This window comes from Streptomyces swartbergensis (assembly GCF_002148965.1).
GTDB classification, from domain to species: domain Bacteria; phylum Actinomycetota; class Actinomycetes; order Streptomycetales; family Streptomycetaceae; genus Streptomyces; species Streptomyces swartbergensis.
Genome location: NZ_NGFN01000170.1, coordinates 1 through 17,837 on the forward strand (window position 1 = coordinate 1; position 17,837 = coordinate 17,837).

Here is a 17,837-nt window from a genome sequence, read left to right on the forward strand (position 1 = left end):
GTTCGGCCTGGTTCTGTTCCAAGCTGATGGTGATACGCGCCTTTGCCACGACGACATCGTAATACGCGTATGACGACAGACTCGCACTGTCGTCATACGCGTATTACGATGTCGTCGTGGCAAAGGCGCGCATCACCATCAGCTTGGAACAGAACCAGGCCGAACGTATCCGGCAGCACGCGGAACGGGCGGGCATGGACGTCTCGGCATACCTGGTGCATGCCGCGACGCGACAGATGGCCGAGAGCGATGCCATAGAGGAACAGTTCGCCGAGGTGGACGCGCTTATCGCCCGGGCGGAGCGGGCTGCGGACGGCCTTCCCGCCGAACCCGCCCCCGAAACGGCTGCGGAACTGACGGAGCAGGAACGCCGCGAGGTCGAGGAGGCCCTGGGGCTCGTCCACGGCCGGGACCGGCAAGGCCGCCGTCCGGGACACGCCGCGTGAGCGCACGGGTGCCGGTCTACGACACCGGCATGCTCATCGCACTCGCCGACCGCAAGGCCAAGGCGGTGGCTCTCCACGAGGGACTGCGCACGGTCCCGCACCGGGCGCTGGTGCTCGGACCGGTCCTCGCCCAGGTGTGGCGCCCCCAGCCGGCGCTGGTGCATGCCCTGTCCGGCGTCCTGAAGGACTGCACGGTCCCTCAGGCCCGTCCCTCCGAGCCGCCCATGCGTGAGACGAAGGCAGGCCGTCCGGAGTGCCTGGCCTGTGCGACGGGCCCGGACCTCGCGGACTGGCGGCGCATCGGCACCGCTCTGGGGCGGGCTGCCCTCCCGGCGAAGAAGCGGCCGGACGCGGTGGACGCCTGGGTGACCCTGGCAGCGGCCCGGCACGGCAGCGCGGTGATCTTCACCACCGACCCGGGGGACATCAACGCCTACCTGACGGCCCTCGCGCCGACGGACGTGCACGTGGTTACCGTCTGACGACCGGGAGCCATGCACCGCCCCGTCCAGATGGTCGCGCAGGCGGTGAACGAGCCGTCGGCAGGAGCGGGGCACGGGTCTCGGCCCTTCGCAGACTCGCTCCGCGAACGGGTGCCGAGGTGATCAGCCACCAACGGCAACGGCCATCCAGTGCCACGGCCTCCCCGCGCGCCGACCGCTGAACTCGCCCGGAGTCCTCCACCCGCTTCGCCATTTGCCGCGGCCGTGGTATTTGGCACGGCAGGAGCAGGTGTACAGAAAGCCCTGATCTGTCGCTTCCGAGTGATTCGGCAGCCACTCAGGGGGTTTGAGGTACTCGGTCTTCTCCCGCAGGTCACGCCTGCGTCCTTTGCCCCCGCCCATAATCCGCTGGCTACGTCGAGGCCCGGGCCCCCACTCGACCGACACGAGTGCGGCGAACTGACCGGAGGCATAGCAGGGCAAACGACTTATCGGCCTTTCATGGGCGATCACGCGGTCCCCGCGGTAACCGCACTGCGGTGGCGGAGGCGGGGTACTCGATGCCCTTCAGCGCGCCGAGGGTCAGTCAGGTGAGTTCCCGGACTTCGGCGGTGTGCTGCGCGTCAGCCGTGCCACGACGTCGGGGGTGGGCCAAATGCGCGACGACCGGCCCTCACGGCCAGAGTGGCCATGGCAGCGTTGGCGCCGCCACCAATCACAGCGCCGATACCGAACGGTGCCACTCGACCGAGAACGATGATTCCCTGCTTGGTCCCGAACTTCGTGATGAAGTTCCTCCCCAAGACCTTGTTGATCTGGCGCAACGTCTCGAGGGGCACCTTGGCGACAATCTGACGTCCCCAATGTTGCCCCGTACGCTCGGCTACCTTGGTAATGGTGGCGGAGCCGCTCCCGCCGAGCATGATCCCCATCACGATCGTTCGACGGCGCTCGACCTCGTCGATGGGGACTCCGTGGACTTCGGCGAGCGAAAGCGCGAAGAGGGCGCTCAGCTCAAGAGATGAGAGAGTCTCGCCTGCCGACAGCGCCAGTGCGACTCCCGTGCCGACGCCGGGCGCGGCTGCGGTTCCTCCAACGGCAGCACCCGTCCCGGTCAAGGCGCTGACGTACATCCGCTCCAGATTGCGGATCACCTGTGCCGGTGTCGCCTCCGGGTTCCGCTGGCGGGCCCGGGCGATGTTCTTGCGCACCAATAGGCTCTGGCTGTCGACTGCCTTGTCCAGGAGGTCGAGGACTCGCTGCCCACGTCCGTCTGCTGCCGGAACCGGTCCGTCGTGGGCATCTGTTGCCATACCTTCAACTCCCCAGGTTTACGTCCCATTGATTCTCCCACTCGGGCTGCCGGTTCTGGAGCGTTTTCCCGACAGCTCCTACCTGTCCAGGCTCGGACCCGTTTGCGGTCCGCCCCATCTACGGCGCGATTACCGTCAGAGTTTCGTTCCCACCTCCGTCAGGTATATGGCGGTCTCCACCGCTTCCACCTGAGCGAAGAAGAGCTTCCGTTCCCGGGCCGGGTCGGTCCGGTACTGACTCCCATTCGTGCATGATCACGCAGCCCGCACCCGATGCTCCCCCCGCTCCAGCCACCCCATGACCACCTGATGCGCCCGCCACCCATCCGGAAACTTGGGCGGCACATCCAGATACACGGGGCTGCTCCGCGGATGCCGGTCCAGCAGGTCGCGGATGCCGGCGCGGGCCACCACGATGCAGGCGAAACGGTGCCGGGAGAGCAGGACGCACAGGCGGCCCGTCTCCAGGTGGAAGTCGGAGGCGTCCTGGCGGCCGGACAGCGGGTGCCAGACCAGGGTGACGTCGAACTCGCGGCCCTGAAGGCGGTTGGCGGTGTCCACCGTGATGCCGGTCAGGCCGCGGGCGGCGAGGCGGGAGCGGACCGCCTCCACCTGCACGGTGCGTGCCGCGCCGATGGCGATGCGGGGCGTGGTCAGGGGCTCGCCGTTGACCAGCGCGCCGCGCTCCAGCAGCCGGGCCGCCGTCGCCGCGAGGGCGTCTGCCACCTCCGGATCCTGGTCCAGGGTGTGGCGGGCGGGGAGTTCCAGGTGGCCCCAGCCGGAGTCGGCGGCCCGGGCGAGGACGTCGTCCAAGGGGCCGGAGCCGTGGGACAGGCTGGCGTAGGACAGCACGCGCTCCGGTGCCGTCGTGCCGGGGACGAACCGGTAGAAGGGGTAGAAGGCCTGCTCGACCAGGGGGGCCGCCGTTTCCGGGAGGCGCCAGGAGACGGGGAGCTGGTGGCGGACGAGGTCGGGGTTGTGGGCGAGGGTGACGTCGACCGCGTTGCGCAGGGGGTCCCAGGTCAGGCCGTGCCAGCGGTCGGTCTCCACGGTGGCGAAGGGGTCGAGCTGGCCGGGGTCGCCGACGAAGAGGACCTGCGAATCGTCCTGGGCGAACAGCGGGGCTGTTGCCAGGAGCCCGTCCGAGCGCATCTGGTACGCCTCGTCGACGATGGCCCACCGCCACGGCGCGCACTTGTCCGGGGTGACGAACGACCACTTCTTCGCGGTGGACACGACGACGGGCAGGTCGCGCAGGTCCGTCACCTGGCTGCTCCCGGTGACGTTGGGGTGCCGGGTGACGCGGGGCGGGAGGACGTGGCCGCCGGCGTGGAGGCGGCCGAGCGCCAGGCCGGGATGCTCCCGCGCGATGCGGTCCACCAGGTCGTCGACCTGCTCGTTGGTCTGCGCGACGATCATCAGCTGGTGGCCCGCGGACGTCAGGTGCCCGGTGGCCTTCACCACCAGCGTGGACTTCCCGGCTCCGGGAGGCGAGTCCACGACGACGCCCCGGCCGGGCGCGGTGTCGAGGCTGGTCAGGATGCCCGCGACCGCCCGGTCCGCGCGTTCGCCGGGGGTGAGGGCTTCGGGCTCCCCGGTGTCGGGAAGGAGGGCGGTCACTCCCAGGTCTCCTCTGCGTCCTCGTCGGTGGGTTCGTACGGCTGGGGCGGACCGCCGTGGGTCCAGGGGGTGTTCTCCTCGTCGGGCAGGGCGGACGGCATGGCCGTGGGATTGAGCGTGGTGTACGTCAGCTCCTCGCCGGTCTCCGCGAGGGTGCCGGCCGGTGCCGGGGGCTTGCGCTTGTTCGCGAAGCCGCCCTTGAGCTGGAGCACCACGGTGTGGCCGCCGTCGTCCTCCTGCCGTACTTCGAGGATCCGGGCTGCTTGGCCGGGCCGGGCGGGGGACTTCACCTCCGTGCCCACCGCGAGGCCGACGCGGGTGTCGGTGCTGGTGCGGAGGGTGATCGTCGGGCGCCAGACCTGGGAGCCGGGACGGTCGCCGGGGACGAAGCGGTCTTCGTCCCTGGCCGTCACCGTCCCCGTGAACGCCTCGCCGGTCAGCTCGTACTCCGCCATCACCAGCGGGTCGTCGTACGCGCGCTCCGCCTCGTAGCGGGTGACCGCGTCCTCCAGCCGGGCCAGTCGGCGGGCGGCTCGGACGGCCTGGTCGCGGCGGGCCTGCGGGCGGCCGTCGGCGTCCAGGTACTCGGCGTACTCGGAGAACCAGCGCCGGTCGAGGGCCCAGCGGTCAGGGACGTGGGCGCCCTCCGGCAGATCGCGGAGCAGCTCCACGCCGCGCCACATCAGCCGCCAGGTGGGCAGCATCTGGCCGCTCAGCTCACGGTCGATCTGGCGGCCGACCGCCTCGCGGCCGCGGTCGTCGGACGCATCGTCGTAGCGCGTCATCAGCTCGTGGAGGGTCCGGTCGAAGACCGGGTCCGTGGACGGACCGGCCGGCGGCCACACGGCGGGGTCCTCCGCCTCACGCGCCGCCCGCGCACCGTCGCTGCCCTCCGGTGGATCGATCCAGGCGAGCAGGGACGCGAGGTGGGAGTCCTCGGAGGGGCTCTGGCCCGTGGCCCAGTGTGCGGCGAGCAGCCGGGTCATCGCGAGGAGTACGCCGGAGTTCGGGAACTCGGCCAGCTCCGCGAACCAGGTCAGCCACTTGCCGAGGGTGGGCACTGACGAGTCGACCGCGTACGGCCCCTCGGTGGCGCGCAGTCTGGTCAAACGGCCGAGCAGGCGCACGTACGCGATGCCCTCGCCGTTCGGCACGAGGAGCTGCGGGGCCCGCTGGAAACGCAGGCGTTCCTCCTTCTCCCTGCCGCGGCCGACGGTGTAGGGCTCCGTCTCCGTCCGGCACCCGTCGATGTACGCGAGGAGGAGTGCGGCGAGGCGCTCGGCGAACCGGAAGCGTTCGGCGCGGTTGCGTGGCTGACGGACGGTGAGGAGGGTCGGGCGCTCGGGGTCCGTACCCACGAGCGCGGCCAGGGGTGCGCACGCCTCGCCGGCGAGGGTGAGTGGTACCAGGACGAACGGCTTCTCGTCCAGGTGCTGGTGGCGGACGGTCGTCAGTGGTTCGGCACGGCCGGTGCGGGACGCCGTGAGCGCCGCGACGGTGGACAGGACGCTCATGCGGCCCCCCGGCGGAGTCGGCGCAGCCGGGCGGCCGCGCGCAGCAGGTCGGCGGCTTCCGTCTCGGCCTCTCCCGGTGCCGCGACGCCGTCCAGGTAGTCGAGCGCGGTGCGGGTGGAGTCGATGCCCGGCAGGTCGTTGCGCACGCCGTTGCCCAGGCGGGCCGGCGAGGCGCATCCGTCGGCCTCGTCGCGGCAGTAGCGCGCCATCTCGCAGAAGGACAGGCAGGAGGGCGTGTACGAGGCGTCCAACGCCTCTATGGAGGCGGAGAGTTCGTCCGTGCTTCGGGTCGTGTCCAGGGTTGCCGTCTCGGGGAGTTGGGCCGCGAGGTCCTCGGCGCGCCGCAGCCGCGTGAGCTGGAACTGGAGGGCGTCGAGTTCCTGCCGGAGGTCGATCAGGCGGCCGTAGGGGCGGTTGGAGAAGTCCTTGGGGCAGACGAGCAGGAACTCGTGGGAGATCTGCTCGGTGGGCAGGCCGGCGGTGTCGAAGGCGCGGCGCAGGGCGAGGACGTACACCGCGGCCTGCTTGGCCGCCTCGGCGACGGCGGTCGGGTTGGCCTGGCCGTCGATCGCCGCGAACGAGCGGATCAGGACGACGTGGAATTTACCCTCTATGCGGTGGGTGATCGCGTCCGGTTCCAAGTACGCCGTCTGGCCGGCGACTTCGAGGGTGAGCACCGGGCGGTCGAGGATGAGCCGTACGTCCTGGCCGGAGGCCACGTGCGCGATGAGGCGGCGGGTCTCCCGCTCGCGCACATGCAGGGCCGTGTTGCCCCCCACCTCGTTGAGGTCGGTGACATGGGCCTCTGCCACGGGGACGGAGAGCTGCTCGCGCAGCAACCGGATGAGCTCGGCGTAGCCGCCCCACTTCACCAGGCCGTGGAAGGCCTGTTCGCGGGCGAGGGCGAAGGGCGACTGGCCGAAGCGCGGCTCGTAGCCGACCTGTTGGGCGAGTAACGCCTTGTCCACCCCGGCGGCGTCGAGGACGGCGCGGCGGGCGCAGGCGGGATTGGCGGTCAGGGCGGTGATCTTGCGGGCGGTGTACGGCTGAGGGGGCTGCGGTCCGCGCAGCCGCGCGAGTCGGTCGTCGGGAGGTTCGGACTGCTGCGAGGGCATCGTCTCTACTTCGGGAACATCTTCGGGAACGTCTTCAGGAACTCACCGGCGTGCGAGGCGTCTGACGTCATCGCCGTCGGGAAGGGGGCGTCAGGACAGGGTCCCACTCGCGTCGCGCAGGGCGTCACGCATCGGTGCCGCACCGAACAGTTGCTGCACGTCCGTGAGTTGGGTACGGGCGCGCTGCGCTGCCGCTTGCCGCTGCTGGTCGTCCTCCTGCTGGTGGACGGCCGCTTCGGCGTGGGCGGCGGCGATCACGCGGGCGGGGTCGGGTTCCGGGGCCGCGGCGTCGTGGGCACCGGGGATCGTGAGGGCGAAACGGCGCAGCAGACGCCAGGCGGCGTCCGGGGCCGGATGCCCCGCGGTGGTGAGCCGCTGGATCTGCTCGGCGGTCCCCACCGCGTGGGTGAGGAAGTCGGCGCGCGGGCTGAGCGGGCCGATGATCCGCCGTTCCACGGGCCAGGTGGACAGGGCCAGGAGTCCGCGTGCGGGGACGAGGCGGTCGTGGGTCAGCGCCGCGCAGATGTAGTACGGGCGGGCATAGCCCTGTGCCGTGAAGGAGCGCTCCTCGTCGCGGCGGAGTGACGCGAGTTTGGTGGCGACCAGCGGCTCGCTGAAGAACGCGTCGTACGTGGACGAGATGAGCTTGGGGGAGGCGGGGGCACCCAGCAGGGTGAGCGCCTGGTGGACCTGTTCGCGGATCGGGATGGAGCCGTGCGTCGGGCGCTCCTTCCGGCGTGGTGCGCCTGCGGTCGCCGACGCCTGCGGGGCCGGGGGCTCGGTCAGGAGTGTCTCGCCGTCCGGTCCCGCCTCGGACTCGAGGGCGTGCTCCCACGCGGCCTCGGCCTCGCGCAGCGCGCGACGGATGCGCGTGGTTTCGGCCTTGTCTCGTGCGCGCACGGCACCGCGCAGCTCAGTGCGCAGGTGGGACAGGCGCTGCTCGAGCTCCTCCAGTGATGCCGACATGCGGGGCAGCTTAGCGCAGGAGCCAACCTATGCCAATAATTTCCAATGAGTTCCAAGATTCCTGCTACGGTCGAATGCGGCGGCGCACCCGGCCGGTCCGAAGGGTGCCGTCTGTTCCGAGACAAGGGGGAGGCAATGAGCCACGACACGACGGCATGGCACAGGCCGCACTGGCTGACGGGGGACGACGGCCTCGTTCGCGTGGGGCCCGGTACGGGCGGGAGCGAGGAGCACACCTGCCCTTCGCACGCCGCCGCCAAGGCTCGGCCCGGTCTCTTGCCGGTCCGGCGTCTCCGGCTGCCGAAGCCGGAGCTCGAAACGTTCACCCTCGGGCCGGTGATGGACGCCGTCGACCGGGTCGAGTTCCACGGTGAGACACCCGACCAGGCCCTGGCGGGGCTGCGCTCCCGCACCCCCGCCCTCCACCCCGGTCACCTGACGTATGCCGAGCACGCCCTCCGTACGTACGTGGGAGCGTGTGCCGATGACGCTGAGCAACGGCTCCAGCCGGTCCGTCCGTACTGGGTGGCCCAGCGGGAGAACGGCAAGTTCTGGGAGATGTACGCCTGGTGGCGCAGGTACGAGTCGGCCGGCGGACGACTGCGCGAGTACCGGCGGCTGCGGCACGGCGAGGCCAAGGACTCTGAACCCGGCGAGATCGCCATCGCCGTGTATGTGGCCGTGCACGGGCGCCCGGCGGCCTGGCCCCGGAAGTGGGCGCGCGCGTTCCAGCCGTCCGGACCCGCCGCCCGGCCTGAGCGAGTGCGTGTGGTCGAAGTCGGGCTCGCCGACGGACGGCCGCGCGTGCAGTTCGACGGTACGGCCGAGGAGGCCGAGGCCTACTACGCCGAGTACGGGCACGCGCATGTGGCCCGAGTCGTGGCGGGCGGCAGGCCGGCCCCCGGCTCGTCCTGCGTCGACTGCAAGCAGTTCACGGGCTGCGAGGCCGTGACTCGCAGGCCCGGTGTCCTCGGCCTCTCCTCGCGGGCGGCACCGCTGAGGAAGGTGTCGGTCAGCGATCTGCGCTATCACGCGGCCTGCCCCGCGCAGGGATTCCTCCGTGCCCTGCATCTGCCCAAGTCCGACGAGTACGGCAGCGCGGCCAGGCTCGGTCAAGCGGTGCACGGCTGGATCGAGAAGCTGCACCGGCGCCCGGGATGGCCACCGTGCGAGGCCGGCGACATGCCCCCGGAGGGTGAGAACTGGACTGAGGGACGCTGGCGGGTCTCCGATGAGGACGCCGCGACCGGCCGGGCCATGCTGCTCCACCACGTCGACGCCTGTCCCTTCCAGGACGCCGCCCTCATCCAGCAGGTGGAGCCCGAAGCTCTCCGAGTCGTCCACGACACCGCGGCGCAGGCCGTCGTCATCGCCAAACCCGACCTGCTCTACCAGGAGGACGGCTCGTGGGTGTGGCGGGAGTTCAAGACGACACGGAGACGGCGCCGTCATCACGAGGACCCTCTCGACACCTACCCCCAACTCGCCCTGGCCGTCACGCTCCTGGCGCAGGGTGCGCTGGGCGGCGATCCGGACGGCTCACGCGTCGAGGTGGAAATCCTCCGGCCGGATGGTTCCGATCCGCACGTGATCGACCCGGCAGACCCCGTCCAGGAGCGGAAGGCGCTGTCGGTACTGCGGCGGTACGCCGGTCCGTGGCGGGAGGACGAGACCTGGGAAGCCCGCCCCGGAACGCATTGTCAGTCCTGTCCGGTATCACGGTGGTGTCCGAGTGTCGTGCCTGACGGCATCGTCGCGGCAGAGGGGGAGTCATGACCACGACCGACATGAGGGACGCGCGGTCCGAGGACGCCGTCGGTACGGACGAGGCGCTGCTCCGCCAGATCGCCAGCGCTCTGGCGTGCCTGTCCCGGCAGCAGACCGTACCCAACCCGGTCTACCCGGCGAAGGTGCAGAACGCGTACAACCGCCTCGTCCTGCACTGCCTGCGCCGGGGCGAGGAACCGCCGGGCAGTGTGCCGCAGATGGTCCGCTGGGCTTGTGAGCGGCCTCTCGTCGAGTGGCCGTTGGAGCTGCCGCCCGACAACTTTCCCGGAACGGCCCTGCTCGTCGACCCGGAGACCCGGCTGCCGCACCAGCTGTGCCTGGAGTGGGAGGTGAGCGCGGCCGACCCGGCCGCCGAGCTTTTCGAGAACGAGCGCATCCGGGAAGCACTCGCCGTGTGCCGCGCGGCCAAGGCCCCGCAGGCGTACACCGCGTTCCGGGCCCTGCTCACCTCCAGGCCCGTGCTGACCGGTGCCGAGCTGGCGCTGCTCGGCGGCGATCCCGACTGCGGGATGCTGCTGCACAGCGTGATCAAACGCTGCTACGAGCCCGTACCCGCCTCCTACCTGCGGCGCGGCACGTACCGGCAGTGCGCTCGCTGCCGCTGCCTGATGGCGCCGCTGCTGCACGGCGGCCACCGGTGCGAGCTGGACCGGTGCCGGCGCGACGGCACCTCGGACGAAGGCACGCCGCTCCGTGCCGACAAGGGCGGGGTCTTCCAGCTCAGCCGCCCCCTGCGGATGTTCATCACCAGCCCTGGGCTCGCGGAGACCGATCTGCAAGCCGCCCTGAAGAAGAAGTTCGGAATCTCGGCCGAGATGTGGCCCAACTACGACGCGTACGACCTGCGCGTCCCCCTGCCGGGGCGACGGCACTGGGCGGTGGACGTCAAGGACCGTGTGAACCCCGTACTCCTGGCGCGTTCCCTCACGCCGTTCAGGAACGAGCCGCCGTACGACCGGGCGTTCCTCGTCGTGCCCCGCTACCGCTTCCGCGACAACGAGGCGTATGGGCGGCAGTTCTGCCGCAACCTGCCGGAGGACCTGGCCGACCGGGTCACCCTCCTGGACGACCAGGCCTTCCTGCGGCTGGTCGCCGATGAGATCTCCACCCCGCGCGACAAGGCGGGGGCCCCGCGTACCGAAGGAGGACGCCGTGCGTGACCGCAGAGGATGGCACCGGCGCTGCTCGCCGCAGCAGCTCACCGAGGTGTGGCCGGCGAGCCTCGGCAGCTTCCGCCCCGGCGATCTTCTCGATGTCGAACTGGGCCTGTACCTCCTGCAGGACGTGACGCCCACCCGCACGGCCGTCGATGTCTGGCCGCTGCTGGGCGGTTACCCGTACAGCGAGGTGTTCGGAGACGTCCGCACCGACGAACAGCGGCTGCGCGTCCTGCGCGCCCGCCACTACCTGTGGGACATGCGGCGACGGCACGCCTGGTCGGAGGCGCTGGCCGACTACCTGAACGTCCCCCAGCACCTGCGCGGATACGACATCGACGGACCCGGATCCGTGCCGCGCCGCCGCGAGCCGTCGCGCGCCGCACGCCGTTTCAAGATCTTCGAAGAACTGCTCAGCACCCCTCCGCGATTCGCGACACGATCCATTCCCATCGCCGAGGAGGGAGAGCACACCTTCCGGGTGCAGGACCGTACCCACTCAGTGGTGTTCGACGAGGAACTGCTGACGGACACCCTGCCGCGCGCCCACGCGCTCGACGCACCACCGGCCGGGCACGGAGAGCCCGTCGACGTCACCTGGGAAGAGCTCGAAAAGGCCGCCGACGAGATGGACGCCGTCGAGGCGACGGCGCCGGAGGGGCCGCGCAACGGCTGGGCCGGGCGGCTCCGGCGGGTGAAACTGCTCGCGCGCGACACGGAACTCGGCCGCTTCACCGAACAGGGACGGCTGAGGATCGACCGGCTGCTGCACCTCGTGGGGATGGTGGGAGCCGGCAAGTCCACCCTCCGGGACATCCTGACCTACCACCTCGTGACCCGGTCACCCCGTCGGGTCACCATCGTCGTCGGTGACGTGGCCGAGACGCTCGCCGTGGTGGAGCAGTTCGACCGGCTCGGTGTTCGGGCGGCACCGATCCTCGGGCACTCCACCAGAGAGCGCAACATCAACCGTCTGCACCGACGTACCGCCACGGCCGGCGCCGCCACCATGCTCGGGCACGACCACGCGGGCTTCGCCTACCTCAGCAGCGCCTGCCCCGTCGACGTGTTGCGCGGCCTGGAAGCCCGCCGCCCGCTCGGCGTCCGTGAAGCACCGTGCATCACGCTGTACACCGTCCCCGAGCAGGAGGCCACGGACGGTGATCCCCTCCTCGACGAGGAGAACAGCACGCGGCGTGACGCACAAGGCCCGAAGCCGCAGCGGAGACTGTGCCCGTTGTGGAACCGCTGTCCGCGCCACCGCGGGGCTCGTGACCTGGTCGACGCGCAGGTGTGGGTCACCACCCCGGCCGGTCTGGTGCACAGCTCCGTCCCGCTGCACCAGCACCAGGAACAGCTCCGGTACCTCGAACTCGCGTGCCGGCTCAGCGACCTGATCATCGTCGACGAGGCGGACCGGGTGCAGATGCAGCTCGACACGGCCTTCGCGCCGGCCAGCACGCTGGTGGGCAAGGCCCCGAACTCCTGGTTCGACGAGGTCGCCGTCCACAAGTTCCAGCAGATGGCCCGGGACGGGCGGCTCCAGTTGTCCGCCCGTGACGTCGACGACTGGACCAACGCCGTCAACACGGTCAGCGCCGCCACCGACCGCCTCTTCGCCCTGCTCGTCAAGGACGACAATCTCAGGCGGTGGATCAGCGTCGACTACTTCAGCGCCTTCACCCTCCACAGCCTGCTGCTGGACAGCTGGTTCCCAGGGCGGAAGGAGGGCGAACGCCCGCCTGCGGCGGCCCGGACGCTCGACGGCGCGCTCGGCCGGTTCCGCGACGACCCGCTGCACGAGCAGCAGAGCTCGGGTGACGACGACGAAGTGACACCCTTGGTGAACACCTTCGTCCACCTCACCCTGGAGCTCCTGCACGCGCCGCAGGGAGCACGGACGCGTGAGCGGCTGCGCGACACGCTCACCGACATCGTCGGAGACGACAGCACGGTGCTCGCGGACATCGACCTCCAGGCCCGGCGCTTCGAGTTCACCCTGCTCCTTTCCGCTCTGCACAGCCGTCTCGACTTCATGACCACGCTGTGGCCGCGCGTCGAGGCCGCCCTCAATCTCGAGAGCGCCTCGAACGTGCTCTCCCGCAGGCCCCCCAAGGACTACGAGGCGGTCATCCCCGAGTCGCCCATGGGTAATGTGCTCGGCTTCCAGTTCCGCCACGACGACCGTGAGCGCGATGGTGACCGCAGCGGTGAACTCCGCTTCTTCCACTGCAACGGCGTGGGCCGCGAACTGCTCATGCGGCTCGGGGAGCTGTGCGCTGTGGACGGCCGTCCGAGCCCGCACGTCCTGCTCATGTCTGCGACGAGCTGGGCGGGCACGTCGAGCAGGTACCACGTGCACGCCGAGGTCGGTGCCGTTCTGCGTCCTCACGACGAGGAAGTCGAAGCGGTCATGGGCAGCGAGTTCCGCAAGGAGTTCCTGTACTGGCCCGGAAACGACCGGCCCAAACCGCTGCGCCTGTCCGGCGGCGACCCCGAAGAACGACCGCAGGCCCTTCTGCACATGCTGCACCAGCTCGCGGTGCCCGACCGAAGCCTGCCCGACGCCGAGAGCATGCTGGACTCCGAGCTGAAGGAGATCGACGATCCGGACCGCCGCCGCATCCTGTTGCTCGTCGGCAGCTACGACGAGGCACGCCGGGCCGCCGAGTACCTCAACCAGATCCCCGAGTGGAACGGCCGCGTCACCAGACTCGTGTCCGATGACGCGGACTCCGACACCGCCTGGACGCGGCTGCCGGAGGATGCCGCCGCACGGACCCTGCCCCGCGGTGACGTGAAGGCCTTCCCCTCGGTCGGCGGGGACATTCTCGTCGCGCCGCTGCTCGCCGTGGAGCGAGGACACAACATCGTCCTGCGCGGTGGCAAGGCGGCCATCGGCACGGTCTACTTCCTGGCACGCCCCCACCCTCGGCCCGACGACATCTCACTCGCCATCCAGTCCATCAACGACTGGGCCGTACGCCAACTCCGGGACGTTGACGGGTCCTTCCGGCAGAACGCGCTCGCGGCTGCCACACCCGACCAGGCGGCCGTGGCGTTCCGCAGCCGCGCACGCCGTCAGTGGAACCGCTTCCTCACCCGGCGGCTGGCCTGGTCCAGCCTGCGGGACGAGGAGAAGGCGGCGTTCACCTGGGACCAGCTCGTCGTCATGTGGCAGGTCATCGGTCGTCTGGTGCGCGGCGGCGTGCCGGCCCGGGTGGTCTTCGTCGACGCGGCTTTCGCCCCCCGAGAAGCCGGATTCCAGGACACGGACACCCCCGACACCAGTCTGCTGGCGAGCATGCGTGAGGTGCTCGCCCCCTACTTCGAGGAGGGGAACGCGGCGGAGTGGGACCCCGCCCCGATCGACAAGTCCCTCGTCCGTGAGCTGTACGAACCGCTCTACCGCGCACTGGTGGACATGGGCTGACGGTATCCGTCACCGCACCGCATCCGCGACATGTCCGCGTCGCGTCCGAACACTTCATGCCCTGCCCCGAGGAGAACTGGCACCATGGCCTACCAGTACAACCGTCCGGCGGCGTACCTGCCCGACCCGGCACAGGGACCCTTCGTCGTCCCGATGCACACGCTCTCCCTGCCCGCCCACTGGGAGGAACCACTCCTGCGCCTCTACCACGGCGGAATGACCGAGGGGCAGGCCGAGCGACGGCGCCGCGTACCCACAGCGGCGGTCAACCAGCTGATGCGCGCCACCGCGCCGGACATCGTCACGGTCGACTCCACGGCACGGTTCGGCTCGGAGAACCCCTGGCTGTACTGCCAGGACGCGTACCCGATGGCGGTGACGAACCTCTACATCGCCACCTGGCTCAAGAGTCTCCCGCGCGATGCCGACGATCCGGAGACCACGGCCCAGCTGATGAACTGCTTCCGTGACCTCGACACCGGGGCCCTCAGCTGGTGGCCCGGCAAGGTCGACCTCCTCGAGCAGAATGTGTCGCCCGGAGGAACCGCTTTGCCCGCGCCTCACGTGTACCGCTTGCTTCCGGATGTCCTCGCCGAACGGATCGCGCGCCAGGGACCGTACGAACACCACGGGCAGCAGCTGACGTTCCGGCAGGTCGCCGGCCGCACGGGTGCCAGAGGGCAGGGAAGCGGGGGCGCCGAGCTGATGTCGAACCTGATCGAGTACGTCCCCAGGCGGCGCGGTGGCGGCGACGGCAAGCCGGCCTACTACGCGGCGACCCTCCGCGTCACCGTGCGCACCGTTCCCTTCTCACCCGTCCCGCGCGTCCACCTGGCCGCCGGCGTGCGTCGGTTCGTCACCGGCAAGGTCTACATGCCGTACGGCAAGGGCGTGTCCGCCTACCTGCTCCCGGACGACTCCCTCGTCCACGACGGCCCGCAGCCGCAGCGTTTCGCGGTGGCCATGCTGGAGTGGAAGAACGGCACCACGGACTGGCGTCAGGGCGGAGCAGAAGGAATGCTCGCCCGGATCAGCGCGCTCGACGCACTGCCGTCCCCGGACCGGCTGGTGAAGGAGGCCGACCACTGGATCCACGGCCGGGACGGCATCCGGATCGCGATCGGGCACCAGGCGGCCATGGGCAGGCACACGATCGGCACCGGACTGATGCCCAGTGAACGCCGACGGTTGATCGAGTGGGCGGAGCAGGCGATCGCTCCCGAGTTCATTCCCGTTCCGAAGCTTGAGCGCAGTGCGTACGCGCGGCCGCCCAAGAAGCAGCTCAAGAAGCTGCCCTCCCTTCCCAAGAACATGGAGAAGAAGGACCCCGGAGATCTCGCGCTCATCCTGGATGAGCGTGAGCTGAACGCGGCCCACAACGCTCAGGTTTTGCGGGCACGCCTGGCCGAAGCCCTCGAAGGGGAAGACCTCACCGCGGTCGTGCTCTACCAGAACGACGCCATCCGCGATCAGATGATCGCCGCGGCGGAGACGGGGCTGGGGCTGGCCGGGCACCGGCGTGCGCAGGGCCCCGACACCTGGACGTGGGAGGCGGAGGAGCTGACTGTCCGGCTGCACGCGCGGCCCCTGGGCGCTCTCGGTGCACCGCTGGGAGGCGACAGCGTGCCCCGTCGGGGGCAGGAACACGACAAGGCCATCGAGGAACGCCGTACCGGTGTAGCGCGGGCCGTGGCCGCCCTGAGGGAAGCCGTCCCCGGGGTGCGGCTGGCCTTCGTGGAGCTCGACGGGCAGGACGCTTTCCGCCACGCCAAGCGACGCAGCGACCCCAAGCATGCGATCCGCCTCGGCTGCGCGGACGCAGGCCTGGTGACCCAGTTCATCCGTCCGCCAGACCCGGAAATGGAGACGAACGAGGCTCTCGCCGATGCAGAGCTACGTGCAGCCGCAGCCTGGTCGGACGGCCTGCGCCAGACCGGCGTGCGGCTGGTGCCCCAGCACACGCTCGGCGACACGCTCATCCCCGTGAACCTGAACCAGGTGGCCTTCCACCTGGTGGAACGCCGCCTCGACGGACCCACGGGCAAGCAGCAGTTCACGCCGATCGCGGTACTCATCCGGCCGGGCGCGAAGTGCGTGCTGGGCAAGTCGGCCGACATGCACGCATGGGTGCCGTACCCCGAACTCCTCAAGTCGTTGACGGGACGGGTCGAAGGCAGGAAGAACAGCGTGGAGCAGTCGGCCCTTACGGCGGCCTTCATGAAGAAGACGCTCGCGCAGCTGCGCAGTACCCCGACGCTCGTCCTGGCCCACGCTCAGGACGTCCGGAAGCGCTGGCCTTGGCTGAGGAACGACGGTCTGGAACGGGACAGGCTCGGCCTCGACGGAGGTCCCGTTCAGCGGATCGGTCTGTACGGTAAGCAGCTTCGTGTCGTCCGGATCGCCGACGGCAGCCGGGACGAGACGGCACAGTGCTGGGCTGAAGCGGAGGAACTCTCTCCCGAATTGGAGGGCAAGCAGCGTGGGGGCATCGCGATGGGGCTGTGGCGGCCCGGGGTGCGGGGCGACTCGGACCGCGTCTTCTACAGCACTATCGGCAAGTCCGGCACGCAGACGAAGCTCACCAACGACGACGCCAAACTGACTGCGCACACCAATGCCTCGGGCAACAACGCCTACCGGCCGACGGTGAACGCCTGGAACCCGGACCTCCTGGAACTGACCATCGCGTGCCTTCAGCCCGGTGACGACGCGGAGGCATGGGCCGCATTCGTCCACCAGCAGCGTTTCAGCGAGGACTACCGTGCCGGCCGCGAGGGGTTGGCTCTGCCCCTGATCCTCCATCTTGCGCGGCTCGCGGACGATTACGCCCTGCCTCACGAGATCGAGGAGGCCTTGGATCCGACGGAGTCGGAGGCTGCGGCCGCGCCGGACCATGCTCTGTCGGGCCAGCTGACCTTTGACTTCGACCTCGATGGCGGGGATGAGGAGTGACCTGAGGGATTTCGTTCAGATCAGCTGGCGGACCACCGGAAGATGCCGTCGGTCGGGTAGCCGGGTCCCATCCCCGGGACCCGGCCCCCTCTTGACCCCCGTAACCGCAACGTGCGCAATTCCCGCGACGGACCGACCACCCACCCCCGTAGAGCAGACGACAGACAGCTCACAGGGAGGGGAGCGGGACGTGGCAGGGCACAGGGGCAAGCGCGTCAGAGGTGCGGCGGTCGCAGTGGCGGCGATGGCGGTGCTGACCGCGTCACAGGCGCCGGGGGCCGTCCCGGCGCGGGCAGCCGCACCGGTGCGCGGTCAGGCACCCGCCGAGGACGGACCGAGCGTCTCCGGCGACGCGCCGTACCGGACCGAGCTGCCGCCGCTGCGGACCGGGAAGCGCGCGGGCGGCGGGGCGGTGCCGGAAGAGGTGGGCGGCGCGCTGCCGGTGAGTGTGTTCGCCGCCTATCGGCGGGCCGAGGACCGGCTCGCCGACGAGGCGCCCGGTTGCCGGCTGCGCTGGCAGCTGCTGGCGGCGATCGGGCAGGTGGAGTCGGGGCAGGCGCGCGGCGGCAGGGTGGCGTCGGATGGTACGACCGTCGCGCCGATCCTCGGGCCGCGGCTGGACGGCGTGGCCTTCGCGCTGATCCGGGACACCGACGGCGGCGCGCACGACGGGGACACGGCGTACGACCGCGCGGTCGGGCCGATGCAGTTCATCCCGTCGACCTGGGCCCGCTGGGGCGCGGACGGCAACGGCGACGGGCGTACGGATCCGAACAACGTCTTCGACGCGGCACTCGCCGCCGGACGGTATCTGTGTGCGGGCGGGCGGGATCTTTCCGTTCCCGCCCAGCTGGACCGGGCGATCCTCGGCTACAACCACTCGGCGGCCTATCTGCGCACGGTCCGGGCCTGGTACGCGTACTTCATGGAAGGACACCGGGTGGTGCCGGACGGCTCTGCCGGGTCCTTCGCCGGGGCCTCCTCCGCGCGCCCCGAGCCGTCGCGGTCCCCTGCGAAGCCGAAGGAGGCCTCGCCGGCCCCGTCCGCCCGGCCGAGCGCCTCGCCGTCCCGCACCCCGTCCACCCCTGCC

12 protein-coding genes are annotated in these 17,837 nt (G+C 70.6%); 7 read left to right on the forward strand and 5 right to left on the reverse strand.

All coding sequences use genetic code 11. The features are described 5' to 3' along the window. The first annotated feature begins 116 nt into the window (after positions 1-116). Both CA983_RS24965 and CA983_RS24970 read left to right on the forward strand, forming a co-directional pair. Complete coding sequence (locus CA983_RS24965; protein ID WP_244207093.1) at positions 117-446, forward strand: plasmid mobilization protein; 330 nt, start codon at positions 117-119, stop codon at positions 444-446. Continuing rightward, positions 443-928, forward strand: a complete 486-nt coding sequence (locus CA983_RS24970) for a PIN domain-containing protein (RefSeq protein WP_208637031.1) — start codon at positions 443-445, stop codon at positions 926-928. The genes CA983_RS24965 and CA983_RS24970 overlap by 4 nt, the downstream gene beginning before the upstream one ends. Before the next feature lie 584 nt (positions 929-1,512). Here CA983_RS24970 and CA983_RS24975 read toward each other — a convergent pair. The 5 genes from CA983_RS24975 to CA983_RS24995 form a co-directional block, all read right to left on the reverse strand. Continuing rightward, complete coding sequence (locus CA983_RS24975) at positions 1,513-2,202, reverse strand: hypothetical protein (protein WP_086603118.1); 690 nt, start codon at positions 2,200-2,202, stop codon at positions 1,513-1,515. A gap of 255 nt (positions 2,203-2,457) precedes the next feature. Beyond that, positions 2,458-3,822 (reverse strand): AAA family ATPase, encoded by a 1,365-nt coding sequence (locus CA983_RS24980; RefSeq protein WP_086603119.1) that lies wholly within the window; start codon positions 3,820-3,822, stop codon positions 2,458-2,460. Then, complete coding sequence (locus CA983_RS24985) at positions 3,819-5,336, reverse strand: hypothetical protein (RefSeq protein WP_086603120.1); 1,518 nt, start codon at positions 5,334-5,336, stop codon at positions 3,819-3,821. Before CA983_RS24985 ends, CA983_RS24980 begins: the two co-directional genes overlap by 4 nt. Next, positions 5,333-6,451, reverse strand: a complete 1,119-nt coding sequence (locus CA983_RS24990; RefSeq protein WP_086603121.1) for a hypothetical protein — start codon at positions 6,449-6,451, stop codon at positions 5,333-5,335. Before CA983_RS24990 ends, CA983_RS24985 begins: the two co-directional genes overlap by 4 nt. A 90-nt stretch (positions 6,452-6,541) precedes the next feature. Next, positions 6,542-7,417 (reverse strand): hypothetical protein, encoded by an 876-nt coding sequence (locus CA983_RS24995; RefSeq protein ID WP_086603122.1) that lies wholly within the window; start codon positions 7,415-7,417, stop codon positions 6,542-6,544. Positions 7,418-7,552: 135 nt separating this feature from the next. Here CA983_RS24995 and CA983_RS25000 point away from each other — a divergent pair, with 135 nt between their 5' ends. The 5 genes from CA983_RS25000 to CA983_RS25020 form a co-directional block, all read left to right on the forward strand. Next, positions 7,553-9,193, forward strand: coding sequence for a PD-(D/E)XK nuclease family protein (locus CA983_RS25000; RefSeq protein WP_086603123.1), 1,641 nt, complete (start codon positions 7,553-7,555; stop codon positions 9,191-9,193). Beyond that, the gene (locus CA983_RS25005; protein ID WP_086603124.1) at positions 9,190-10,365 is read left to right on the forward strand and encodes a pPIWI_RE_Y domain-containing protein; all 1,176 of its coding nucleotides are present in this window, start codon (positions 9,190-9,192) and stop codon (positions 10,363-10,365) included. Before CA983_RS25000 ends, CA983_RS25005 begins: the two co-directional genes overlap by 4 nt. Further along, positions 10,358-13,795 (forward strand): pPIWI_RE_Z domain-containing protein, encoded by a 3,438-nt coding sequence (locus CA983_RS25010; protein WP_086603125.1) that lies wholly within the window; start codon positions 10,358-10,360, stop codon positions 13,793-13,795. The genes CA983_RS25005 and CA983_RS25010 overlap by 8 nt, the downstream gene beginning before the upstream one ends. Before the next feature lie 84 nt (positions 13,796-13,879). Then, entirely contained in the window at positions 13,880-16,747 is a 2,868-nt protein-coding gene (locus tag CA983_RS25015) for a pPIWI_RE module domain-containing protein (protein ID WP_086603126.1), read from the forward strand. A gap of 244 nt (positions 16,748-16,991) precedes the next feature. Continuing rightward, positions 16,992-17,837 (forward strand): lytic transglycosylase domain-containing protein (locus CA983_RS25020; RefSeq protein ID WP_086603127.1); only part of this gene is annotated, 846 nt, incomplete at its 3' end.